Source organism: Lacinutrix jangbogonensis (assembly GCF_000797445.1).
Lineage (GTDB): Bacteria > Bacteroidota > Bacteroidia > Flavobacteriales > Flavobacteriaceae > Lacinutrix > Lacinutrix jangbogonensis.
The window spans coordinates 137,086-161,026 of sequence record NZ_JSWF01000024.1; the positions used below are offsets into that span (position 1 = coordinate 137,086).

General features: G+C 32.3%; 21 protein-coding genes and 1 tRNA gene. 13 read left to right on the top strand and 9 right to left on the bottom strand.

Going from position 1 to position 23,941, the window contains the following annotated elements:
* Window positions 1–106 precede the first annotated feature (106 nt).
* Both RH82_RS06655 and RH82_RS06660 read right to left on the bottom strand, forming a co-directional pair.
* On the bottom strand, window positions 107–1,300 hold the full coding sequence (locus tag RH82_RS06655; RefSeq protein WP_034059191.1) for a DegT/DnrJ/EryC1/StrS family aminotransferase: 1,194 nt from the start codon (window positions 1,298–1,300) through the stop codon (window positions 107–109).
* A gap of 385 nt (window positions 1,301–1,685) precedes the next feature.
* Window positions 1,686–2,315: an NAD(P)H-dependent oxidoreductase gene (locus RH82_RS06660; protein WP_034059192.1), complete on the bottom strand. Its 630-nt coding sequence runs from the start codon at window positions 2,313–2,315 to the stop codon at window positions 1,686–1,688.
* Between the two features lie 89 nt (window positions 2,316–2,404).
* Between RH82_RS06660 and RH82_RS06665 the strand changes: the two genes are divergently transcribed.
* Together RH82_RS06665 and RH82_RS06670 are read left to right on the top strand one after the other, a co-directional pair.
* Window positions 2,405–2,794 (top strand): acyl-CoA thioesterase, encoded by a 390-nt coding sequence (locus RH82_RS06665; RefSeq protein ID WP_034059193.1) that lies wholly within the window; start codon window positions 2,405–2,407, stop codon window positions 2,792–2,794.
* A 96-nt stretch (window positions 2,795–2,890) separates the two neighbouring features.
* Window positions 2,891–2,975 (top strand) — tRNA-Ser (locus RH82_RS06670).
* A gap of 120 nt (window positions 2,976–3,095) precedes the next feature.
* Here RH82_RS06670 and RH82_RS06675 read toward each other — a convergent pair.
* The 5 genes from RH82_RS06675 to RH82_RS06695 form a co-directional block, all read right to left on the bottom strand.
* Window positions 3,096–4,847, bottom strand: coding sequence for an efflux RND transporter periplasmic adaptor subunit (locus RH82_RS06675; RefSeq protein WP_034059194.1), 1,752 nt, complete (start codon window positions 4,845–4,847; stop codon window positions 3,096–3,098).
* Window positions 4,848–4,918: 71 nt separating this feature from the next.
* Entirely contained in the window at window positions 4,919–5,170 is a 252-nt protein-coding gene (locus tag RH82_RS06680) for a heavy metal-binding domain-containing protein (RefSeq protein WP_034059195.1), read from the bottom strand.
* Window positions 5,171–5,183: 13 nt separating this feature from the next.
* Window positions 5,184–6,419 (bottom strand): TolC family protein, encoded by a 1,236-nt coding sequence (locus RH82_RS06685; RefSeq protein ID WP_034059197.1) that lies wholly within the window; start codon window positions 6,417–6,419, stop codon window positions 5,184–5,186.
* Between the two features lies 1 nt (window position 6,420).
* Complete coding sequence (locus RH82_RS06690) at window positions 6,421–10,125, bottom strand: efflux RND transporter permease subunit (RefSeq protein WP_034059198.1); 3,705 nt, start codon at window positions 10,123–10,125, stop codon at window positions 6,421–6,423.
* 108 nt (window positions 10,126–10,233) lie between these two features.
* Window positions 10,234–10,647 carry an HYC_CC_PP family protein gene (locus tag RH82_RS06695; protein WP_034059199.1) on the bottom strand — a complete coding sequence of 138 codons (414 nt, stop codon included), beginning with the start codon at window positions 10,645–10,647 and terminating at the stop codon, window positions 10,234–10,236.
* Window positions 10,648–10,874: 227 nt separating this feature from the next.
* On the opposite strand from RH82_RS06695, the gene RH82_RS06700 reads away from it, so the two are divergent.
* The 4 genes from RH82_RS06700 (at window position 10,875) to RH82_RS06715 (ending at window position 13,922) form a co-directional block, all read left to right on the top strand.
* The gene (locus tag RH82_RS06700) at window positions 10,875–11,309 is read left to right on the top strand and encodes an RrF2 family transcriptional regulator (RefSeq protein WP_034059200.1); all 435 of its coding nucleotides are present in this window, start codon (window positions 10,875–10,877) and stop codon (window positions 11,307–11,309) included.
* Window positions 11,310–11,437: 128 nt separating this feature from the next.
* The gene (ric, locus tag RH82_RS06705) at window positions 11,438–12,160 is read left to right on the top strand and encodes an iron-sulfur cluster repair di-iron protein (RefSeq protein WP_034059201.1); all 723 of its coding nucleotides are present in this window, start codon (window positions 11,438–11,440) and stop codon (window positions 12,158–12,160) included.
* Window positions 12,161–12,277: 117 nt separating this feature from the next.
* On the top strand, window positions 12,278–13,471 hold the full coding sequence (locus RH82_RS06710; RefSeq protein ID WP_034059202.1) for a hypothetical protein: 1,194 nt from the start codon (window positions 12,278–12,280) through the stop codon (window positions 13,469–13,471).
* Complete coding sequence (locus RH82_RS06715; RefSeq protein WP_034059204.1) at window positions 13,461–13,922, top strand: hemerythrin domain-containing protein; 462 nt, start codon at window positions 13,461–13,463, stop codon at window positions 13,920–13,922. The genes RH82_RS06710 and RH82_RS06715 overlap by 11 nt, the downstream gene beginning before the upstream one ends.
* Window positions 13,923–14,020: 98 nt before the next feature.
* Here the strand turns inward: RH82_RS06715 and RH82_RS06720 are convergent, their stop codons facing one another.
* A complete protein-coding gene (locus tag RH82_RS06720; RefSeq protein ID WP_034059205.1) occupies window positions 14,021–14,224 on the bottom strand; it encodes a hypothetical protein in 204 nt (67 codons plus the stop codon).
* 121 nt (window positions 14,225–14,345) lie between these two features.
* Here RH82_RS06720 and RH82_RS06725 point away from each other — a divergent pair, with 121 nt between their 5' ends.
* Entirely contained in the window at window positions 14,346–15,173 is an 828-nt protein-coding gene (locus RH82_RS06725) for a universal stress protein (protein ID WP_034059206.1), read from the top strand.
* A gap of 33 nt (window positions 15,174–15,206) precedes the next feature.
* Here RH82_RS06725 and RH82_RS06730 read toward each other — a convergent pair whose 3' ends face one another.
* Complete coding sequence (locus tag RH82_RS06730) at window positions 15,207–15,896, bottom strand: Crp/Fnr family transcriptional regulator (RefSeq protein ID WP_034059207.1); 690 nt, start codon at window positions 15,894–15,896, stop codon at window positions 15,207–15,209.
* Between the two features lie 153 nt (window positions 15,897–16,049).
* On the opposite strand from RH82_RS06730, the gene RH82_RS06735 reads away from it, so the two are divergent.
* The 6 genes from RH82_RS06735 (at window position 16,050) to ccoG (ending at window position 23,628) form a co-directional block, all read left to right on the top strand.
* Window positions 16,050–18,446, top strand: coding sequence for a heavy metal translocating P-type ATPase (locus RH82_RS06735; RefSeq protein WP_034059208.1), 2,397 nt, complete (start codon window positions 16,050–16,052; stop codon window positions 18,444–18,446).
* Between the two features lie 129 nt (window positions 18,447–18,575).
* A complete protein-coding gene (gene ccoS, locus RH82_RS06740) occupies window positions 18,576–18,791 on the top strand; it encodes a cbb3-type cytochrome oxidase assembly protein CcoS (protein WP_034059209.1) in 216 nt (71 codons plus the stop codon).
* Between the two features lie 2 nt (window positions 18,792–18,793).
* Window positions 18,794–20,989, top strand: coding sequence for a cytochrome-c oxidase, cbb3-type subunit I (ccoN, locus tag RH82_RS06745; protein WP_034059210.1), 2,196 nt, complete (start codon window positions 18,794–18,796; stop codon window positions 20,987–20,989).
* A gap of 10 nt (window positions 20,990–20,999) precedes the next feature.
* Window positions 21,000–21,191 (top strand): cbb3-type cytochrome c oxidase subunit 3, encoded by a 192-nt coding sequence (locus RH82_RS06750; protein ID WP_034059223.1) that lies wholly within the window; start codon window positions 21,000–21,002, stop codon window positions 21,189–21,191.
* Window positions 21,192–21,193: 2 nt separating this feature from the next.
* Window positions 21,194–22,135, top strand: coding sequence for a cbb3-type cytochrome c oxidase N-terminal domain-containing protein (locus RH82_RS06755; protein ID WP_034059211.1), 942 nt, complete (start codon window positions 21,194–21,196; stop codon window positions 22,133–22,135).
* Between the two features lie 71 nt (window positions 22,136–22,206).
* Window positions 22,207–23,628 (top strand): cytochrome c oxidase accessory protein CcoG, encoded by a 1,422-nt coding sequence (ccoG, locus tag RH82_RS06760; RefSeq protein WP_034059212.1) that lies wholly within the window; start codon window positions 22,207–22,209, stop codon window positions 23,626–23,628.
* Window positions 23,629–23,941: the final 313 nt, after the last annotated feature.

A 23,941-nucleotide genomic window follows, 5' to 3' on the forward strand; every position in this document is an offset into this window, starting at 1 on the left:
TATTTTTTCTCAAAATTATGAATTGGAGAATATAATCTCATATTTTAGACCTATACAAAAGCACAACATTAGTAAGTTTAACAAAAATTATCAAGCATAAATGGCATTATATAGAAGATCTAATCGCTTCCACCATTTTTATCGCCCTTTCTTTAACTTCTTCTTCTGTCCAAGATAATTTTATGAGGCAAGAAATATTTCGCCCTATATAATGGTCACTTTGAGTAAACGTTTTTTCACTTAATATCCCTAAAGCCTCTTTTATTTCTTTAGATAAAGGAAACAAAGACTTAGCATCTTTTAAATGATTCCACTTTCTAACATAGTGCCAATTATTATCGTAATAATTCCAGCAAACATCTACTCCACTTTCTTTAAAGCTTTCAATTGTTTTTCTTGCAGTTTCCAAATTTGGTAAAAAGAAATTTAAAAAAGAGTAACTCTCTTGTCCTCCATCAGGAACAGTTCTAAAAGTAACTTCAGGAATTTGAGATAAAGCATCTCGTAATATTGTATAGTTTATTTTCTGAACTTCTAAAAATTCTGATAATCGTCTTATTTGAGCTAAACCAACAGCCGCGTGTAATTCTGAAATCCTAAAATTATAACCTAAAAAAGGATGCGTTTCTGCTCCTCTGTCATTTCCAACATGATCATGACCATGATCGCTAAAATGGTCTGCGTTTGTGTAATACTCTTCATTATTAGTTATTACAGCACCTCCTTCTCCACAGGTAACAGTTTTTACAAAATCGAAAGAAAAGCAACCTAAATCACCAATACTCCCTAATGGTTTATCGTTATAACGTCCACCAATTGCTTGACAAGCATCTTCAACCAAAAGTAAATTGTGTTTTTCACAAACTTGTGATAAGGCATTCATATTAGCCATACTCCCGCACATTTGCACAACCATAACCGCCTTAGTTTTTGACGTTATAGCAGCTTCAACCGCTTTAGAATCTAAACCTAAAGTATCATCAATATCAACTAAAACAGGAATCGCTCCAAGAAGTAATATGGCTTCAAAACTAGCAACAAAAGTAAATGTTGGCATAATAACCTCATCTCCTGCTCCAACACCTGCACTTGCCAATGCTACAGATACAGCAGAGGTTCCATTAGAAACCAATTGGACGTAGTCACATTGCAATGCGGTTTTTAGCTCGCTCTCTAATGCTTTAGCTTTCCAATGACCATTGCGCATGCCATCAAAACCATAACGCATTAAAACGCCATTGTCTAAGACATCTTGTAATTCTTTTCTTTCTAAATCTCCAAAGCGTTCAAATCCTGGCATAAACTTATTTTTAATTCCACAAAAATAGTTGAATTTCGTTAATAAAAAAAGACTCTTAAATCAAAGTTTAAAAGGTTTTTTAGAATTAAAAACTCCAATATATTATTATAAATGAGTCAATAAAAGTAAAATGTGCGCCCGTTTTCCTTTAAAGAAATATAACTCGATAAATTAAAACCAATAAAATAAATTAGCATAGCTTTTTTTATATTAAGCCGATGATTTTTTTTGCTAATTAAAATCTTTAAACGAATTAAACCTTGAAGCCTTTTCTTCTTATTAAAAGCCTTGTATTTAGTTAATCAACACAAATAAAACTTATAGATTACTAATAATTAAATAGACATAATAATAATAATAATAATAATATACCAATAAACTTGGATTACATCATCACAACACTGTCTTCTAATTTCTTACGAACTTTATTTTGTTCAGCCATATAATCATTTTCATCCCTATATCCAATTGGCAAAACTAAAACAGATTCTAACCCTTTAGATTTTAAATTTAAAATCTCATCATATTTTTCAGGTTCGAAGCCTTCCATTGGGCAAGCATCAATACCTTCCAAAGCACAAACAGTCATTAAATTACCTAAAGCTATGTAGGCCTGCTTTGTTGACCATTCTTTAATTTTATTTTGAGATTTATTTTCAAAATCAGAAACTAAAAAATTCTTAAACGGATCTAATATTTCATTAGGTGTATTTCGAATAGATTTAACTAACTTAAAATAATTTTCTATATATACTTTGTCAATTACGCTTTCCAGACAAAAAACTAAAACATGAGAAGCTTCGGCTACTTGCTTCTGATTCATAGAACAAGCAACTAAATTTTGTTGTAAATTTTTATCCTGAATAACTAATAGTTTTATAGGCTGTAAACCATAGGAAGTTGCAGTTAAATTAAATGCTTCAAAAAGAATATTCAATTTCTCATGAGAAACTATTCTATCTTTATCGAAATTTTTAGTAGCGTAACGCCATTTTAATGAATCAATTATGTTCATAGAATTCTGTGGTTTTTTTTACAAAAATAGAATTACATTCGCTATAAATACTACAATGTTTAATAAATTAAAATGATATCACTATAGATATGAAATCAACCGAAGAATTAATTAACGCCTCAGAAACAAGAATATTTAAAGCCATATTCCCAAACACAACAAATCATTATAACACGCTATTTGGAGGAACCGCTTTACATATGATGGATGAAGCATCATTTATTTGCGCAACTAGATTTAGCAGAAAAAAAGTTGTAACGATTTCAACAGATAAAATTGATTTCGAAAAACCAATTCCAGAAGGTACAATTATAGAGCTTGTTGCTAGAGTTCACAAAGTTGGAAATACAAGTTGTACCGTAAAAGTAGATATCTATATGGAGCACATGCAAAACTACGATAGAGAATTATCGGTAACTGGCTACTTTAAGTTCGTGGCAGTCAACGCACAAATGAAACCAATTCCCATTTTAGGATAATTTTAAAAAAAAATCTCATTTTTTATTTGAATAGAATTAAAAAGGATTCTATATTTGCACCCGCAATCAGACAAATAGTCTAACGTTGCTTTTTAAGGAGAGTTGGCAGAGTGGTCGAATGCGGTAGTCTTGAAAACTATTGAGGGTCATACCTCCAGGGGTTCGAATCCCTTACTCTCCGCAAAAACCCTTGTAATCTCAGGATTAACAAGGGTTTTGTTTTTTAGTTGAAGAATAGCGTTGACAGTTCTGATTGATTTATTTCTAATTTATTTACACCGATATTTTATATTATTAGCATTTATTCGATAACCTGTTTTACACTACCACATTTTAACATAGCATTCCCAAAGTATGGATTAATTACTTTTTCTTCTGAACTTAACCAATATGCGCCTTTGTCATTGTTAGCCATAGGACAAAATTGACTGTACACCTTTTCATTTATTCCAAAGGACTCTATAGCAATTATTAAATATTTTGACAAATGCTTAAAGTGACCTCTTTGCTCATTTATGTCAGTTACTTCAGAAATTGAACTAACAGAAGATTTAATTTCCTTTTCTAAAGACATCCATTTCACATGTGTATTCTCATCTTTTAATAGCTTCATATCGACCTTAGTTAAAATATTTAGAGCGCTTTTAGCTTCTTTGTTTACATTCTTTTCGTCATCATTAACTAGAGCATCTTTTAACCTAATGTAGCTATCGAAAACCATTTTTAATTGTTCTTGAAATTTGAGAGACACTTTAAGGCGTGAAGTTTTTGTTGTCGTTGGCATTTCTATTCCAATATGACCTTCGTGTCCTGTCATAGTTTTACCACCTTTTGTATTCATCATAGACTTTTTACCTTGTAGTTGTGAAGAAGCATCAACTGTAAACGTACCATTGGTAACAATTTCGTTTCCTCTTGTAAGTCCATCAACAACTTCGTATTGCTCTCCCAATTGCTTTCCTATTGTGATTTCTTTCATTTCAAAAGTAGGTTCATTAGGATTTGTTTTTAAATAAACTACTGAGCGTTTTCCCGTCCACAATACTGCTGATGCAGGAATCATTAAATGTATTTCTTTTTTAGACATTCTGTTTTCAATAGTACCTTCAACAAATAGTCCTGTTTTAAATTCACGATTTCTATTGTTTAATACCACTCGAAGTTTAACTGTTCTCGTTGCTGAATTAAATGTTGGATCAATAAAATCTACCGTCTTTTTAAATGTCTTATTTGGATATGCATTTGTAGTAACCATTATGCTTTGGCCTTTTGTGAATAAATCAACTTGATTTTCATACACATCAAATAATGCCCAAACAGTATTTAAGTTTGTTATTTTTAATAAAGGCTGACCTTGTTTAACGTAATCGCCTTGATCTACTAATTTTTCAGATACCGTACCTGAAACATTAGCATAGATAGGAAAGTTCTGTTTTACTTTTCCTGATGCTTCAATTTGGTCAATTTGATTATCTGAAATCTTCCATAACTTCAATTTATTACGAACAGCATTATATAATGCAGGTTGTGATTCCTTTAATGAAGCCGTTGTAATTAATTCTTGTTGTGCAGAAAATAGTTGTGGCGAATATATAGTTGCTAATAGTTGTCCTTTTCGCACTTCTTCACCTACCGAAGCAATATTTAAACGTTCTATTCTTCCTGAAAAATAACTTGCTTGCACTACTTTAGCTTCTTCATTTTCTGCAATCTTACCTGATAATTTTATAGTAGCTCCTTTGTTTAAACTATTACCAACAACAGACGTTTGAATGTTAGCTAGTGCCATAGCATTTTTAGTTAGCTTAAATTCATTGGCATTAAGTCCTTCAGCACTCGTTTCTGCAGGAATTAAATCCATACCACAAATAGGACAATCGCCAGCTTCGGGTTGCATTATTTGAGGATGCATTGAACAGGTCCACTTTTGATTCTTTTGTTCGGTTTCAGAGTGATTATGTGAAGTTTCTTCTTTTGATGAATTACCAAAAAACAACCAACCAAGTAACAAACCAACAGCTAATATTCCTATATAAATTATAAACTTTTTCATTTTTAAATATGTTTAAAACAGGCAATATTAAATTCTAACAAAGTATTTAATATTGCCACATTTAAAATTAATTAATGCTTATGTCCATTTGCATTATGGTCTTCATTTTTAACATAATCCATTCCGCATTTAAGGCATTCTCCGGCTACATCACTTCCACTACCTTCGCAATGCATTGGACATACATAAGCAGAGGCAAGTTCTTTCTTTTCTACTTGTTCTGTTTTGGTAGTTACATCATCTTTTTTAGCATCTTTACACGATACTGTTGTTAGCAATAAACCTAATACTAAAACTCCTAAAATTGTTTTTACTGTCTTCATTTTAAATTGGATTTTAATTTGTTAAATAGTTAATAATTGTTGTTTGTAAATAGTACTTTTTAATAGATTCAATTTGATTGATTTGAAATTTTAATTGTAGTTCTTGAATGTCCAAAACATCATTAAAATCAATAGTTCCTGTTTCATAGCTTTTTACTAAAATGGTTTCAGCATCTTTAGCTTGCTTTAAGTTTAAAGTTTGCGTATTGTAACTTATTCTTGCTGAATTACTATTTTTAACTGCTTTGTCAAGTACCGTTTCTAATGTGTTTAATCGACTTTCTTTTTGTACCGTAATTTCTTTTTGTTTCAACTCATTCTGTTTGGTTTTAGATTTATATTTGTTATTAAAAATTGGAATTGAAACGCTAACCATTGGCATTAAAATATCCTTTCCGTTATCATTAAAGTTTAGATTTGGTCTTTCGGAAACTGCTATATAGTCTAAGCCAAAACCTAACATTGGACTGCTTTCTTTTTGATTTAGTAATTCTGATTGCTCTACCGATTTGTATAGCTTATCGTATTTCAATAATTCAGGATGAAAATCTAAATTTCCAGAATTGATTAACGTGCTTTCAGATGGCATTGTTATTTCACTATCAATAGAAACTTCAATAGTTTTTTCTCTATTCAACAACTTATTAAGCACTGTTTGTTCGGCTAAATAATCTTGTTCCAAAACTTGTTTTATCTGTTCCAATTCATTCTGTCGCATCTGTAATCTTAATACATCTACTGCTGATGCTTTTCCAACGGAAACAGAAGTTAATGCTAACTCTTCATAGGTTTTAAGTAACGTTATGTTTTCATCTAAGACTACTTGTTTTTCTTTTAAAGCGTATAAATTGTAATAGGATTGTGATACAGATACTACCAACTTTCTTTTTGCAATAGTAACATCTTCATAAACCGCATCTGCTAAAGCCTTTTTATAGTTTTCTCTTGCTGTAATTGAACCAAATGAGGGTAACATTTGTTTCGCTGAAATTTTAAAACGTTGCGCACCTGTTCGCGTTTCAGGTTCACTTACAAAATAGCCAACTCCAATTTGCGTGTTAGATAAAGTATTTACTTCGTTTACTTTTTCCTCTGCAACCTGATGTTTCAATTCAAAAGTTTGAATTTTAGGATTGCTTGCTAGTCCTTCTTCTATAAGTGTTTCCAATTGCTGTCCATTGACAAAAAGACTCAAAAAACAAGAACCAAGAGCCAAGACTAGTTTTATATTGAATTTTCTTTCTTTCATTTTAATTCTTTTTAAGTTGCAATTCTTGTTTCCAACTGTATAAAACAGGAACAACAAATAATGTGATTAAAGCAATTAGCATTCCTCCAAAACTTGGTATAGCCATAGGAATCATAATATCACTTCCTCGACCTGTTGAGGTTAACACTGGTAATAATGCTAAAATGGTTGTTGCTGTAGTCATTAAGCAAGGGCGAATACGCTTTTCTCCTGCCTCAACAATAGAGGCTCTAACGTCTTTTTTGCTTGTGGGTTTGTTTCTATCAAATGTTTGTGTTAGATAAGTAGCCATAACGACACCATCATCTGTTGCAATACCAAATAAGGCAATAAACCCAACCCATACAGCGACACTTAAATTTATAGTGTGCATCTGAAATAATTCTCTCAGATTTTCGCCAAAGAAATTGATATTTAAAAACCAATCTTGACCGTATAGCCAAATCATTATAAAACCACCTGCAAAAGCGACTGCAATACCTGTAAACACCATTAATGAGGTTGCGACTGAACGGAATTGAAAATATAGTATTAAAAAGATGATAGCTAACGCCAACGGCACTACAACAGATAGTGTTTTTTCAGCTCTTATTTGATTTTCATACGTGCCTGTAAATTGGTAATTAACCCCTTTTGGAACAATTAACGCTCCAGAATCTATTTTAGATTGAATTAAAGCTTGTGCATTTTCCACTACTCCGACTTCTGCATAATCATTCAATTTATCAAACAGCACGTAGCCAATTAAAAAAGTGTCTTCGCTTTTAATAACCTGTGCGCCTTGTTCATATTTAATAGTCGCTAATTCGCCTAAAGGTATTGGACTGCCTTTTGCAACAGGAACATAAATATTTTTTAAATCGGTTGGATTTGCTCTTAACTCTCTTGGGTAACGCACACGAACACCATAACGCTCGCGGCCTTCAACTGTTTGTGTTATTTCCATTCCACCAACAGCTACTTTTAAAACATCTTGAACGTCTTGTACAGATATGCCATAGCGAGCAATCTTTTCTCTATCAATATCTATTAGCAAATAAGGTTTACCAACAATTCTATCGGCAAATACAGCTTCGGTTTTAACACCTTCAACTTGTTTTAAAATAGATTCTAATTGTACACCAAAGGCTTCAATTAGTTTTAAATCTTGACCTTTAACCTTAATTCCCATTGGCGCACGCATTCCTGTTTGTAACATTACTAATCGTGTTTCAATAGGCTGTAACTTTGGTGCTGAGGTAACGCCTGGTAATTTTGTTACACGTACAATTTCATCCCATATATCATTTGCAGATTTTATTTGTGGTCGCCAATTCCTGTAAAACGCTCCATCATTATCTTCTATAAGGTCTTTCGCTGAAATTTCAGGCATTTTAACAGCTTCATTTGAATTGTTTGGGTTGTTAGCAGTCGATTGACTCTTAAGCTCAAATAAGCCCTCATTATTCAATTTGTAACGTTGTCTCTCTCCATCTTCATTCAACATATATTCAGGTTTGTACTGAATTAGGTTTTCATACATCGATAAAGGTGCAGGATCTAATGATGATTCTACTCGACCAGCTTTACCAACAACGGTTTCAATTTCGGGTAGCGTTGCCACAGCCATATCTAATTGCTGTAAAACACGTTTATTCTCTTCCACTCCCGAATGTGGTAATGATGTTGGCATTAGTAGAAAAGAACCTTCGTTAAGTGAAGGCATAAATTCTTTACCTGTGTTTTTCATTATTAAAAAGCCACAAATAACAATCGCAGTAGGAATAGAAAGAAATAGTAATTTATTAGCTAAAGCCCAATTTAAAATTCGTGTGTAATATATTCTGAATAAAGTAAAAACACTCAATAGCCCAAAACAAATGATAGCTACAAAAATGAGATTCCAAAAAATACTTTTATCAACACCTAATGGACGCCAATATTCAGCTAAAAGAAAAACAATTGTTAACGCAGATATACCAATATTGATATAGTTTGCTTGCTTTTCATTAATCTTTTCTTGCAATTTTAAATAGGATGAAACTCCGAAAGCAATAAGAATACCTCCTAGCCAATAACCATAAATTAGTGCTATTATACCTAATAAAATTAGAAGAGTATTGATAATAAACTTTGAAATCTTTTTAATGCTCTTTTTTTGAAATAAAAATGAAGCAAAAGGTGGTATTAAAAACAAGGCAACAATAATAGAAGCTGTTAAAGCAAAGGTTTTAGTATATGCTAAAGGTCTAAATAATTTTCCCTCAGCACCAATCATTGTAAATACAGGGATAAAGCTAATTATTGTGGTTAAAACTGCAGTTATAATAGCTCCTGAAACTTCTGTTGTAGCTTTATAAACCACTTCATTTACAGGTGTCTTTTCTTTGTTTTCCTCTAAATGCCTTATAATATTTTCGGAAAGAATAACGCCAACATCAACCATAGTACCAATAGCAATTGCTATTCCTGAAAGTGCTACAATATTGGCATCTACACCAAAAAGTTTCATTGCTATAAACACCATTAAAACTGCAACAGGAAGTAGGCCAGCAATAAGTATCGAAGCACGAAGATTAAAGACCATTAAAAGAATAACTAAAATGGTAATTAATATTTCTAAACTTAATGCTTCGTTAAGCGTATCTAATGTTTCTTTAATAAGTTCTGACCTGTCATAAAAAGGCACTATTGTAAGTTGTGAAGTCCTGCCATCTTTCAATACTTTAGAAGGTAATCCTGCACTTAATTCGCTAATTTTAGACTTTACATTATTAATGACCTCTAATGGGTTTGCGCCATACCTTGCTACAACAACTCCACCTACAACTTCAGCACCTTCTTTGTCTAAAATTCCTCGTCTTGCTTTTGCACCAAGCGTCACTTTTGCAATGTCTTTTATTTTAATAGCAGTAAAATCTTTTGAAGTAACAACAGCATTTTCTATGTCTGAAATGGACTTTATATAACCTAAGCCACGCACTAAATATTCTGCTTGATTAATTTCTAAGGTTTGTGCGCCAATATCTTTATTGCTTTCTTTTACTGCTTTTACAACTTGGTTTAAACCAATGTTATATTGACGCATTAATTCAGGATTAACATCTACTTGGTATTCTTGAACATAGCCACCAATAGAAGCAACTTCAGAAACGCCACTTGCAGAAGACAACGCATATTTTACGTAGTAATCTTGCACACTTCTTATTTCGTGTAAATCCCAACCACCTGTTACATTACCTTGTTGATCTCGACCTTCAATAGTGTACCAAAATATTTGTCCTAATCCAGTGGCATCAGAACCTAATGATGGATTGACCTCATCAGGAAGTAAATTGTTTGGTAAAGAATTGAGTTTTTCGAGTATGCGACTTCTACTCCAATAAAAATCTACATCTTCTTCAAAAATGATGTAGATACTTGAAAAACCAAACATTGAAGAACTACGAATTGTTTTTACTCCTGAAATCCCTAATAAGGATGTAGTTAATGGATATGTAATTTGGTCTTCAATATCTTGTGGTGAACGACCATCCCATTTAGTAAATACGATTTGTTGGTTTTCACCAATATCAGGAATAGCATCTACTGCAACAGGATTGCTTGGTAAGAAACCTGTTTCCCAATTAAAAGGTGCGTGTACAATTCCCCAACCTATAAAAAGGGCAAGTAATAGAACAGCTACGAGTTTATTTTCTATTAGAAATTTGATGCTCTTATTTAGCATTAGTTTTGAATATTAAACAGTTAGACATTGGCGTTGCGACAACACCGAATACAGGAATGTATCCTAATGGAATACATCCATAGGATAATACAGTCTATTGTTTAAAAATCAAATTAAATATGTCTCGTCAATCTTGTAGAGTTGCCTAAAAACGAGTGGCGGTTTGTATTCTTCATAAGAAGATACATTTTTATCTAAACCTTCAAAACCATTACTATAAGTATAAACGAATGAAGCTATAAATACGTGTTGCTCAAAGGAAATTTTATCAACGGATAGTGGCAATTCGTTTTGACCATCTACTAATAATTGTTTATCGCTACAACAATTCTTTTTAGTAATAGAACAGCCTTTAGTTGAAGATTCTTGCATTTCCATTCCGCAAGTTTTTACTTTCTGGAATATAGCAGTATCTACTAAAGTATCGCCACAGTAATGCATATCAATAGTAAACGACATAGTAGAGAATAAGACTACTAAAGCCATAACAAAAGACAATATTTTATGAGATGCTTGTTTCATAATTACGTGTAAAGGTATGAATTATTCGGACTAACTAATTAAAATTATGTTAATTAAAGGATATTGGGTTAGTAATTTTGTGTTTAGATTTTGGATTGGAATATCTTGAAATAGAAGAAATATCCATTATTTCTATTGAAATCCAAATCTTAACAAATATTTAATAAAGATAGATTTGTCCTAATTAAAATATTGATTTATATTTGTTCAAGAAATAGATTAAATTTATGTTTTCAAAAGCTTGCGAATACGGTATTAGAGCATCAATCTTCATTGCGAAAAACTCGTTTGAAGGTAGACGTGTATCGCCTAAAGAAATATCTGAAAAAATAAACTCTCCTCAAGCATTTACAGCAAAAATATTACAAGCGTTGGTTAAAAATAATGTTATAAAGTCTGTAAAAGGAGCTTATGGTGGATTTGAAATAGATAAAGAAAAAATTGCTAAAATAAAACTAGCTCAAATTGTTAATGCTATCGATGGAGATAATATTTATAAAGGCTGTGGACTAGGATTAGACAAATGTGATGAAAACCATCCGTGCCCAATGCATGACAAGTTTAAAGTAGTACGTGATGGCTTAAGAGACCTACTTGAGGACACTAACCTAGAAGAGTTAGCACTAGACCTTAAAAAAGGTTCTGCATTTTTAAAAATTTAAAAAAAATTAACCTAAAATAGGATAAAAATATCCGAATTAAAACCGTTATGAATCGCCATGACTAACAATTTAGAATACTAAAAAGCAAAACATTTTTACGAATATAAATTAAATTAAAAAATGGAAACATTACAAAAAAAGAACCAAAACAAATTGGACAGTTTGTTGCAGAAGATTTTAGAACTGCAGCTATTTTTTCAAAATACAAAATAGATTTTTGCTGCAATGGAAACAGATCAATTGAAGAGGCATGCGAAAAAAAAGGAATAGATAGTAATACTCTATTGGAAGAACTAGAAGGTGTTTTAAGTACTTCTACAAACCAATCTATAGATTACAAATCTTGGCCATTAGATTTATTAGCAGAGTATATTGAAAAAACACATCATCGTTATGTAGAAGAAAAAATTCCTGTGATACGTCAGTTTTTAGACAAGCTATGCAGTGTACATGGCGAACGTCATCCAGAACTGTTTAAAATAAATGAATTATTTAGAGCTTCAGCTGGAGAATTAGCTTCTCACATGAAAAAAGAAGAATTAATGCTGTTCCCTTTTGTAAAAAGAATGGTGAAGGCAAAATTGGATAATGAGGCGATACAATCTCCACAATTTGGAACTGTTGAAAACCCAATAGCTATGATGATGGAAGAACATGATACGGAAGGTGAACGTTTTAGAGAAATAGCAGAACTTACAAATAATTATACTCCGCCTGCAGACGCCTGCAATACGTACAAAGTAACTTTTGCAATGTTAGATGAGTTTGAAAAAGACCTACACCTTCACATACATTTAGAAAATAATATTTTATTTCCTAATGCAGTAAAATTGGAGAAGCAATTTGATTAATAGCACTTCATGAATTGTAACTTTAGTCATTAGAAAATCCTGGAATATTTCTTCTAATATGTTCTAGGATTTTTATTAAAAACTTGGATCTTTACATTAAACCATTTTTTTATTTAAATGCAAAAAAAGCTAATTGTTGTTTGCTTAATTAATTTCTTAGTTGCTGCCTTAATGGGTTTAGCATTGCGCTTTTCTTTTCTAGAATCCATTGGCTTAAACTATCGTTTTTTAACACATGCGCATTCTCATGTAGCCACGTTAGGTTGGGTCTATTTAATGCTATATGCTCTTTTCGTTCATTATTTTATATCCAATAAAATCAAAGTTTTTAAGCGTTTGTTTTGGCTTACTGAGTTTGCCGTTATTGGCATGATGCTAAGCTTTCCCTTTCAAGGTTACGCTGTAGTTTCAATATCATTTTCCACATTACATATCTTTTGCAGTTACTACTTTGCATATCTTATTTTTAAACATCATAAAACGCATTCTTTAGTTACTAGTAAATTACTAAAAGCTTCACTACTATTTATGGTACTCTCTACACTAGGTGTTTGGTGTTTAGGCCTTGCCGTTTCTATGCTTGGACAAGCCTCGGCTTTTTATCAAATTGCAATACAGTTCTTTTTACATTTTCAGTTTAATGGATGGTTTTTAGTTGCTGTTATTGCTATATTTTTCCACTTGCTTAAGATTGAAGATTCAAAATTATTCCGACAGTTTTTCAATTTACTAATGGCATCAACGGTATTAACCATGGCATTACCAATACAATGGTTTGCACCACATAATGCATTAGTATGGATTAATGGAGCTGGTGTTATTCTGCAAGTGGCCGCGCTCTATACGTTCTTTAAACTTATAAAACCCAAACGATATGCTTTGATAGAAAATGAAACTAAACTGCAATTCTATTTGTACAGTTTTGCTATGGTCTGTTTTATCCTGAAAGTTCTATTACAACTCCTTTCCATTTTACCTGAATTTTCTCAAGTAGTATATACGCATCGTAATTTTGTTATCGGTTTTATTCACCTATTAATGCTTGGTGTAATCTCAGGATTTCTGTTTTCTTTTATTTTTAAAAATAAATTAATAACCTATTCCAAAACACTTTACATAGGTGTTTCGAGCTTTATTTTAGGTTTTATTTTAACTGAAACACTATTACTTACCCAAGGCATTTCATTTTATACAAGAAGCGGAATGCTAACAAATTACTATTTATTATTATTTCTTTTTAGTATCTTATTACCATTAGGAATACTCCTTATATTATATAATATTATTAGACACAAAAACCATGCAGCATAAACCTCAAAAGCGACATAAAGCATTACAACCATTAAGTAGAGAGCACCATCATGGTTTATTATTATCCTGGAAAATAAGATCTGGATTTAACAAAAACATCACTCCCGAACGTATGCGAATCTATGTCGATTGGTTTTTTGAAACACATTTAATTCCGCATTTTGAAATGGAAGAAGCGCATGTTTTTACCATTTTAGAAAAAGATAATGCACTTGTAAAAAAAGCATTAAAAGATCACAGACGCTTAAAACGATTATTTACTGAAACCGAAGATGATGCAAAAACATTAATTAAGATTGAAGAAGCACTAGAAAAACACATTAGATTTGAAGAACGTGTTTTGTTTCCTGAAATTCAAAAAGTAGCTAGCGAAACACAAATGCTTGAAATAGAAAAAATACATCAATCAGAATCTTTTGTAGACAAGATAGATGATGAATTTTGGAGGTAGCATTGCATTATCTTCTAATTTAGGATATAATTAAAATAGTGGTTGTAAAAATTAATATAAAACCAATAATTAGAATTTTCCAAAAGAAAGGTTTAATTTTATAAATAAACAAATTCAATTGCAGACCCAAAAACAATAAGCTTCTCTCGTAAACCTTCTACAACATTATGAGTAGAGAATTCGAATATTAATTTTTGATTAGAAGCATCTGCTACTAAATTGGTAATGCCCTTAGTATTAGAAACACACTCTTTAATAGAGGCGTAATACTCTACACTTTTCGATATTACTGCCGCTTTCATTTAATACCTGTTTTATTTTGTAAACCTAAAAAAAAATAAATGCCTTTAAATGACTTTTGTCACCTTAACAAAATAAAACTAGTCTTAAATTTGAATTATATTAATACAAAACACTAAAACGATGAAAAAAATATTAGTTCCTGTAGATTTCTCTGAATATTCAGATAATGCTTTGAAAGTTGCTTCAGAAATTGCTAAAAAACAAAATGCAGAAATTGTGGCAGTGCATATGCTAGGTCTTAGCGACGCAGTAATTACAAAGGAACAAAATTCTATGGAAGGTATGTTCCTTTTAAAATTAACACAAAAACGTTTTGTTGAGTTTTTAGATAAAGACTATTTAAAGGGTATTACTATACACCAAACGGTAAAAAACTATAAGGTTTTTAGCGAATTAGATGATGTTGCTAAAGAACATAATGCAGATCTTATTGTAATGGGTTCACATGGCAGCAGTGGCTTAAGCGAAGTTTTTGTTGGCTCTAACACCGAAAAAGTTGTACGTACAGCTTCTGTACCTGTTTTAGTTATTAAACAAGATAATACTTTTAATGCTTCGAAAGCTGTATTTGCTTGCGATTATAGATTAGAAAGTCTTGATGTTTATAATAGAATCACCCGTTTATTTAAAGCATTAGACATAGAGGTTAAACTCCTTTATATAAACCTTCCTGGAGAACACTATTTAAGCACAAACGAAATAGAACAACGTATCACTAATTTCTTAGTACACCTTCATGAAGATGATAACACATTACCCGAAGACATTACAATTTATTCTGATTATTCGGTAGAAAAAGGAGTGTTTAATTATGCCAAAAAGATAAAAGCAGATATTATTGGTATTCCAACACATGGAAGAAAAGGAATTGCACATTTCTTCTCTGGAAGTATTAGTGAAGATATTGTAAACCATTCAAAGCTTCCTGTAATTACAGTAAAAATGTAATACTATAAAGCTTTTAAATAGTAAAAGCGTATTCTAAAAGCCTTCTATTAAACGATAGAGGGCTTTTTTGTTTATAATTTTTATACGTTTACCTTCTGTAGAAATAACCTCTTCTTTTCTAAATGCAGACAATGTTCTAATGCAAGCCTCTTTAGCAGTACCTACAACATTAGCAATATCTTCACGTGTAAGTATTACTGCAATAAAACCATCGCAGTCTATTCCAAAATTATCTTCAAGATATTTTAAGGTTTCTGCAACACGTTGTTTTACTGTTTTTTGAGCCATATTCACGATAATGTTATCTGCATATTTTAACTCGTTTGCCATATGTAGTAATATAGCCTTAGTAAAATCTACATTATTATTTACACTGTCTTGAAGATGTTTTTTAGGGATATAACAGACTTCCATATCATTTAAAGCAACTGCACTTAGATTTGTAACCTCATCTGTAATAACAGAACGTTGTCCTAAAACTTCTCCGCTTGAAGATATTTTTATTATTTGATCTTTACCATTATCACTCATTTTAGACAATTTAGAAACACCACTACGAACGCAAAAAACACCATTCAGTTTTTCGCCTTCTGAAAATAATGTATCACCCTTTTTTATAGTTTTAGACACCTTACTATCCGCTATTAGCTTTAACTCATCCTTTTTTAAAGTCTTAAGCGCATTCAACTCTCTAATAATACAATTCTCACAACGGCTCTCCATTTCGTTCTCTTTTAAGAAATGCAAAGGTAATCAAATCTATTTTTTCTGCATAATAATTTTTACCAAATACCTTATGAAAAATGACAAATATCATCTTTTAAACTTGAATATTTAATACTTTTGTTATAGGTTTAATGAGCAAATAAAATAACTATGGAGAATTGTTTCCATTGTGGAGACGAATGCAGAACAACAGTAATTCATCATCACGATAAATCCTTTTGTTGCAACGGTTGCAAAACTGTTTTCGATATTTTAAACGATAATGATCTTTCTTATTATTACGATTTAGAGCAAACTCCGGGTACTACTCCATTTTTTACAGAAGGCAAATTTGATTTTCTAGAAAATGAAAAAATAGTAGCTAAGCTCTTAGAATTTAACGAGCAAGGGACACAAGTAGTATCGTTATTAATTCCAACAATTCACTGTAGTTCATGTATTTGGGTATTAGAAAACCTTAACAAACTAAATCCTGCAGTAAAAACAGCTCAGGTAAATTTCCCTAAAAAAACGGTAAGAATTACTTTTTCTTCGGAAGAAATAACACTACAAAATCTCGTTATTCTTTTATCGAGAATAGGTTACGAACCTTATATTTCGTTAGATGATGCCACCAAAAAAAACACAAAAACAGATAGAAGTCTTATCTATAAATTAGGAGTTGCTGGTTTTGCTTTTGGAAACATTATGTTTCTCTCCTTTCCTGAGTATTTTGAAGTTAATGAATTTTGGCTAGATAAATTTAAGCCTCTTTTTCGTTGGTTAATTTTTGTTTTCGCTTTACCTGTTGCAGTATATTCTGGACGCGACTATTTTGTATCTGCATATAAAGGCTTACGCTCTAAAATTTTAAACATAGATGTGCCTATTGCTATAGGTATTTCTGTTTTATTTATTAGATCTACCATCGAAATTGTATTCGATCTTGGTTCTGGATTTTTTGACAGCATGACTGGTTTGGTCTTTTTCTTACTTCTAGGAAAATTCTTTCAACAAAAAACGTATGATTTCTTGTCTTTCGAACGCGATTACAAATCATACTTTCCTATTGCAGTAACACGATTATTAAAAAACAGCACTTCAAAAACCGAAGAACAGACTCAAGTTTACGAACTAAAAAAAGGAGACCGATTGTTAATTAGAAATGCAGAGTTATTGCCTGTAGATGCGATCTTAATTAAAGGAAACGCGTTAATAGATTATAGTTTTGTTACTGGCGAAGCAGAACCCATTACAAAAGTATCGGGAGAACATTTATTTGCCGGAGGAAGACAACAATCTGGGCCAATAGAAGTAGAAGTATTAAAACCTGTGGAGCAAAGTTACTTAACGCAACTCTGGTCTAACGAAATTTTTAACAAGACTAACCAAAGCACTTTTCAAACGTTAACAGATGGGATTAGTAAACGCTTTACAACAAGTCTTTTATTAATTGCTGTTATTGCCACTATTGTATGGTTATTTATTGATAAGTCTATAGCATTAAATGTATTTACGTCTGTACTCATTGTAGCTTGTCCTTGTGCAATTGCACTTGCTGCTCCTTTTACTTTAGGAAATTTATTACGTATTTATGGGCGTAATAAATTATACCTAAAAAATACAACTGTTATAGAACAATTAGCACATATCAATACTGTCGTTTTCGATAAGACAGGAACGCTTACGACAAGTACTAAAAATACAATAAGCTACGAAGGGATTCCGCTTACTAAAGATGAAGAATCTCTATTAACAAGCACAATTAGAGCCTCTAATCATCCTTTAAGCAGATCTTTGTATGCTACTTTAGACAAAAACAACATTCAAACTTTAGATTATTTTAAAGAAGATATTGGGCAGGGTATTACCGGAAAAATTAATAACCAAGAAATTAAAGTGGGCTCCTTTGAATATGTAGAAAAAAACCAGACTATTGAACATGCAAAAACACTGCAGCGCACAGCAATACATATTAGTAAAGATAATAATTACAAAGGGTGTTACGTGTTTTATAATGAATATAGAGATGGTGTAAAGTACGTTTTTAATGCGCTTAGTGAAACATCAAAAATCGTTATTCTTTCTGGAGATAACGAAGGTGAGAAAGCACACCTTACAAGCCTACTGCCAAAGAACACGACGCTTTTATTTAATCAGAAACCAGAAGACAAACTCCATTTTATTAAACAACAGCAAAAAGAAGGCAAAAACGTATTAATGATTGGAGACGGACTTAATGATGCTGGAGCATTAGCACAAAGTAATGTCGGGTTTTCAATCTCCGAAAACGTAAACATCTTCTCTCCTGCTTGCGATGGGATTTTAGATGCTTCAAAATTTAAAGATATCCCTTCCTTTTTGGTGCTTTCGCGGAAAGGTATTACAGTTATTAAATATGCCTTTATCTTTTCGTTAGTATACAATTTAATAGGGTTAGCTTTTGCCATTTCGGGTAACCTAAAACCCGTAGTAGCTGCCATTTTAATGCCGTTAAGCTCGATAAGTATTGTAGTATTTACAACTTTGGCTACCTATTTTATTGGAAAAAAAATGAATACTTATTAATACTAATTTATTTAATAAAAATAATACTATTTTTTTATTAAAATTAATACAGTAAATTCTCTAAAAGTGATAAATGTCATCTTTTTTTAAGCGTAACAGCAGTAATTTTACAAAATAATTCAGTTAGGTATGAGTATCATTTATATGCTTTTGGCAATTAGCGTAATTGTTGCGTTAGTTTTTTTTACATTTTTTATAGTGTCTGTTAAAAACGGACAATATGACGATATGTACACACCTTCTGTTCGTATGCTTTTTGAAGATGAATTAGTCAAAGAAAAAAGCACAAAACCAAGTCCTAAAAACAACAAAAAACCAATCATATTTAAAGAACAACTCAAGTAACTATGGAATTACAAAAATTTTATTACGATAATAAAATCGTTAGCAAATTCATCATCGCTACACTTTTTTGGGGCATTATAGGAATGACAGTGGGCTTACTATTAGCTTTCATGTTTTTATTTCCTAACCTTACAGATGGCATCTCTTGGTTAAGTTTTGGTCGGTTACGCCCATTACACACAAATGCCGTAATTTTCGCCTTTGTAGGTAATGCTATTTTTGCTGGTGTATATTATTCTACACAGCGCTTATTAAAAGCACGTATGTGGAAAGACTGGTTAAGTAGTCTTAACTTTTGGGGATGGCAAGCTATTATTGTTGGAGCTGCCATAACATTGCCTTTAGGTTACACAACCTCTAAAGAATATGCCGAATTAGAATGGCCTTTCGATATTGCTATTGCATTAATTTGGGTTGCCTTTGGTGCAAACTTAATAGGGACCATACTCAAAAGAAGACAACGCCATTTATATGTCGCTATCTGGTTCTATTTGGCAACATTTGTAACCGTTGCGGTACTTCATATTGTAAACAGTATGGAATTACCTGTAAGCGCACTTAAGAGTTATTCTGCTTATGCTGGAGTTCAAGATGCATTAGTACAATGGTGGTATGGACACAATGCAGTAGCATTCTTCCTTACTACGCCTTTTTTAGGATTAATGTATTATTTTGTACCTAAAGCTGCCAATAGACCTGTGTATTCTTATAGACTTTCTATTGTACACTTTTGGTCTTTAATCTTCATTTACATTTGGGCTGGACCACACCACTTATTATATTCTGCGCTTCCAGATTGGGCACAAAATTTAGGTGTAGCGTTCTCCATAATGCTTTTAGCGCCTTCTTGGGGAGGAATGATTAACGGTTTATTAACCTTACGTGGTGCTTGGGATAAAGTACGTACAGATCCTACTCTTAAATTTATGGTTGTTGCTATTACTGGTTATGGTATGGCAACCTTTGAAGGCCCATTATTATCTTTAAAAAATGTTAATGCTATTGCTCACTTTAGTGATTGGATTATTGCTCACGTTCACGTTGGTGCGCTGGCATGGAATGGTTTCTTCACCTTTGGTATGATCTATTGGATGGCTCCAAAACTTTTTAAAACGAAGCTATGGTCCACAGGATTAGCTAATGTTCATTTTTGGATTGGTACTTTAGGTATTATTCTTTACGCATTACCATTATATGTTGCTGGATTTGTACAAGCGTCAATGTGGAAACAATTTAATCCAGATGGTACTTTAACTTATGGTAACTTCTTAGAAACAGTAACTCAAATTATGCCAATGTACTGGATGCGTGCTATTGGTGGTACTCTATTTATTACAGGTGCCTTAATTGGTGTATATAATATTATCATGACTGCGCGTTCTGGTAGCAAAGTAACAGATGAGTTAGCAGAAGCCGCTCCATTACAAAAAGTAACTCAAAAACGTACTAACAAAGAGGCATACCATACTTGGTTAGAAAGACGACCAGTTAAATTAACAATATTTGCTACAATAGCTATTTTAATTGGTGGGATGGTACAAATAATCCCGTCGTTAATTGTAGACGACTATATACCAGTTATATCTAGTGTTAAACCTTATTCTCCCCTTGAGTTAGAAGGTAGAGATATCTATATTAGAGAAGGTTGTGTAGGTTGTCACTCACAAATGGTACGTCCGTTTAGAAGTGAAGTAGAACGCTATGGAGAATACTCTAAAGCAGGAGAATATGTTTACGATCACCCATTTCTTTGGGGAAGTAAACGTACAGGTCCAGATTTAATGCGTATTGGAGGAAAATATAGTGATAACTGGCATCTAAATCATTTCTACGATCCGCAGAGTACTTCATCTGGCTCAATTATGCCATCTTATAAGTGGTTAATAAAAAATGCCCTTGATAAAGACTTAACAGAAACTAAAATGGAAGCTATGGTGACTCTAGGTGTACCATATACAGAAGAAGAAATAGCTAGAGCTCAAGAATGGATGGACGAACAAGGTACTCAAATTGAGAAAAATCTTTATAGTGATCCTGATTTTGCTAAAACTTATGAAGCAGATAAACAGTACGCAAAAGAAAATGGTGAAGCCTTTATAGAAATGCGTAATCGCGAAGTGGTTGCAGTAATTGCATATTTACAGCGCTTAGGAACAGATATTAAAATTAAAAATGCAGGCGATACTGCACTTAAATAAAACTAAAACGATGTTCAAATTTATAAAAGGTAATCTAGAGCAAATAGATGGAGTGGAAATTTATCCAATAATATCTCTATTAATATTCTTCATCTTTTTCGCAGGTTTATTTTTGTGGGTTTTTACCGCAAAAAAATCACATATCGAAACGGTTAGTAATATTCCATTGGAAGACGACACCATTAATACTAATAACGACTAACTATGAAAACTACAGCATCATTTATAAGACTATTACTCTTTTTTATAGTAGCCCTAATACTAATTGAATGGGTTTATGATACAGGAGACAAATGGGCCATGTTTACACAACCATTATTTTGGGGAATTATTGGTACCGCAATGTTATTTGCAGTGGCCTTTGAGATCTGTGTAGAAGCATTAAAAACTGTATTGTTTAAAACTTTAACTAATGACCAACAAACAAGTTATTTGTCTAAAGAAGCACTAAAAAAAGAAAACCAGTTTAAATGGATAAGTGAAACCTACAAGAAATCTTTAGGAACTAAAGAAATGGAAGAGGAACACGAAATAATCTTAGACCACGATTACGATGGTATCAAAGAATTAGATAATGATCTTCCACCATGGTGGGTTTACATGTTCTATGCAACAATAATTTTTGCAGTTGTGTATTGGGTACGTTTTGAAGTAGTAAATGATTACAGTCAAGCAGAAGAATATGATATCGCAGTAGCAGAAGCTAAAGCTGAAATTGAAGAATGGAAAAAAACAGCTAAAGATTTAGTAGATGTTAATTCTGTTATTTTACTAACAGATGCTTCAGACTTAAAAGCTGGACAAAATATTTTCACAACCAACTGTGTAGCTTGTCATAAAGCAGATGGTGGTGGTGGTATTGGACCAAACTTAACAGATAAGCACTGGATTTCGGGTGGTGGAATTAAAGATGTTTTTAGAACTATTTCTGAAGGTGGTCGTGCAGGAAAAGGTATGATTTCTTGGAAATCTGAATTAAAACCAGCAGAAATGGCACAAGTAGCTAGTTATGTACTAACGTTTCAAGGTACAACACCTGCTGAACCTAAAGTTGCTGAAGGAGATATTTGGTTAGATCCCAATGCCCCAATAGAAACAACTGAAACTATTCAAGAAGTAGCAACAGATTCTACTGCTGTAGAATAATACTAAAAAATATAGTTACATTAGTTCATACCTGTAAAAAATCAGGTTAACAGTAAGCAAAGAACACTAAAATGGCAGAACAAGGTCAAGACAATTTTAGAGATTCAATAGGAACTCTTAATAAAGAAGGCAAACGAGCCTGGGTGTTTCCAAAAAAGCCAGACGGTAAATGGTACACGTATAGAAAATATGTAAGCTACATATTACTTGTTTTCCTATTCTCTGCTCCTTTTATAAAAATTAATGGTAATCAGTTTTTGATGTTCAACGTTTTAGAACGTCGTTTTAATATTTTTGGTTACCCATTTTGGCCTCAGGATTTTCATCTGTTTGTAATCATGATGATTATTGGTGTTGTATTCGTTATTTTATTTACTGTAGCTTTTGGTCGTATATTTTGTGGCTGGATATGCCCACAAACCATTTTTATGGAAATGGTTTTTAGACGCATAGAATACTGGATAGATGGAGACCGTGGTAAACAGATTCGTCTTAAAAAAATGCCTTGGAATGCAGAGAAAATAAAAAAAAGGGTATTAAAATGGATTATCTTTTTTATTATTTCATTTCTAATTGCCAATGTCTTTTTAGCGTATCTTATTGGTAGTGATCAATTATTGCGTTATATCTTAGAAGGGCCTTTTAAAAACGTTAACACCCTTATTTCATTATTAATTTTCACCGGAGTATTCTACTTTATATTTGCTTGGTTTAGAGAGCAAGTTTGTATAATTGCTTGTCCCTATGGACGACTACAAGGCGTTTTACTCGATAATAAATCTATTATTGTTGCTTACGATCATAAACGTGGCGAAAAAGAAGCTGGTCGTGCAAAATTCAAAAAAAATGAAGACAGACCTGCCACTGGAAAAGGTGACTGTATCGATTGCTTTCAATGTGTAAACGTTTGCCCAACAGGAATTGATATAAGAAATGGAACACAATTAGAATGTATAAACTGTACTGCTTGTATCGATGTATGCGACGATATGATGGAAAAGGTAGATCTGCCAAAAGGTCTTATTCGTTATGCCAGTGAAGATGACATTGAAAAAGAGGAGAAATTTAAATTCACTCCACGTTTAAAAGGTTATTGTGCTGTATTAGGTATTTTAATTGCAGTATTAATAGGCATGCTATTTTTACGTAATGATGTAGAAGCAAATATCCTTCGTCTTCCTGGACAATTATACGAGCACAAGGCAGGTAATATGATTAGTAACGTTTACACCTTTAAACTGGTAAATAAAACTGTTGACGATATCGAGAATATTACTTTTAAATTACTATCACATAAAGGTACAATTAAACTGGTTTCTCATGGCACTTTTAAAGTTGAAGGACAAGGTCTTGCTGAAGGCACTTTATTTGTTGAAGTAAACGCTAGTGCACTTAAAGGCGATAAAGATAGGATAGAGATTGGTATTTATAGTGGCGATACATTAATAGAAACCACTACTACTGCCTTTTTAGGACCTCGAAGTTATAAGTAAAACAGACTGATTGAGGTTTGAAAAACAGTAAACTAGCCCGCGTGAAGGATAAAAGAGGAAATCCCACAGCGCGGACGCGCGAGGAATTGAAACGTATAGCCTGACCCTTGTGGTCACGCCCAAACAGATAAAAGATAAAACACAAGCATTATGAAATGGAATTGGGGAAACAGGAAATAGTAGTTGTCATAATAGCATTTATGAGTTTTATTTTATTTTTAGTGATTAAAATGACAACTAACACAGAATATTGGTCACGATTTAGTTACGGATGAATACTACGCTAAAGAAATGCTATACCAGACAGAAATTG

What these genes read in the sequence shown, in the direction of transcription:
- RH82_RS06655 (WP_034059191.1), bottom strand. Translation starts at nt 1,300, where the DNA reads ATGCCAGGATTTGAACGCTTTGGAGATTTAGAAAGAAAAGAATTACAA.
- RH82_RS06660 (WP_034059192.1), bottom strand. Translation starts at nt 2,315, where the DNA reads ATGAACATAATTGATTCATTAAAATGGCGTTACGCTACTAAAAATTTC.
- RH82_RS06665 (WP_034059193.1), top strand. Translation starts at nt 2,405, where the DNA reads ATGAAATCAACCGAAGAATTAATTAACGCCTCAGAAACAAGAATATTT.
- RH82_RS06675 (WP_034059194.1), bottom strand. Translation starts at nt 4,847, where the DNA reads ATGAAAAAGTTTATAATTTATATAGGAATATTAGCTGTTGGTTTGTTA.
- RH82_RS06680 (WP_034059195.1), bottom strand. Translation starts at nt 5,170, where the DNA reads ATGAAGACAGTAAAAACAATTTTAGGAGTTTTAGTATTAGGTTTATTG.
- RH82_RS06685 (WP_034059197.1), bottom strand. Translation starts at nt 6,419, where the DNA reads ATGAAAGAAAGAAAATTCAATATAAAACTAGTCTTGGCTCTTGGTTCT.
- RH82_RS06690 (WP_034059198.1), bottom strand. Translation starts at nt 10,125, where the DNA reads ATGCTAAATAAGAGCATCAAATTTCTAATAGAAAATAAACTCGTAGCT.
- RH82_RS06695 (WP_034059199.1), bottom strand. Translation starts at nt 10,647, where the DNA reads ATGAAACAAGCATCTCATAAAATATTGTCTTTTGTTATGGCTTTAGTA.
- RH82_RS06700 (WP_034059200.1), top strand. Translation starts at nt 10,875, where the DNA reads ATGTTTTCAAAAGCTTGCGAATACGGTATTAGAGCATCAATCTTCATT.
- RH82_RS06710 (WP_034059202.1), top strand. Translation starts at nt 12,278, where the DNA reads ATGCAAAAAAAGCTAATTGTTGTTTGCTTAATTAATTTCTTAGTTGCT.
- RH82_RS06715 (WP_034059204.1), top strand. Translation starts at nt 13,461, where the DNA reads ATGCAGCATAAACCTCAAAAGCGACATAAAGCATTACAACCATTAAGT.
- RH82_RS06720 (WP_034059205.1), bottom strand. Translation starts at nt 14,224, where the DNA reads ATGAAAGCGGCAGTAATATCGAAAAGTGTAGAGTATTACGCCTCTATT.
- RH82_RS06725 (WP_034059206.1), top strand. Translation starts at nt 14,346, where the DNA reads ATGAAAAAAATATTAGTTCCTGTAGATTTCTCTGAATATTCAGATAAT.
- RH82_RS06730 (WP_034059207.1), bottom strand. Translation starts at nt 15,896, where the DNA reads ATGGAGAGCCGTTGTGAGAATTGTATTATTAGAGAGTTGAATGCGCTT.
- RH82_RS06735 (WP_034059208.1), top strand. Translation starts at nt 16,050, where the DNA reads ATGGAGAATTGTTTCCATTGTGGAGACGAATGCAGAACAACAGTAATT.
- ccoS (WP_034059209.1), top strand. Translation starts at nt 18,576, where the DNA reads ATGAGTATCATTTATATGCTTTTGGCAATTAGCGTAATTGTTGCGTTA.
- ccoN (WP_034059210.1), top strand. Translation starts at nt 18,794, where the DNA reads ATGGAATTACAAAAATTTTATTACGATAATAAAATCGTTAGCAAATTC.
- RH82_RS06750 (WP_034059223.1), top strand. Translation starts at nt 21,000, where the DNA reads ATGTTCAAATTTATAAAAGGTAATCTAGAGCAAATAGATGGAGTGGAA.
- RH82_RS06755 (WP_034059211.1), top strand. Translation starts at nt 21,194, where the DNA reads ATGAAAACTACAGCATCATTTATAAGACTATTACTCTTTTTTATAGTA.
- ccoG (WP_034059212.1), top strand. Translation starts at nt 22,207, where the DNA reads ATGGCAGAACAAGGTCAAGACAATTTTAGAGATTCAATAGGAACTCTT.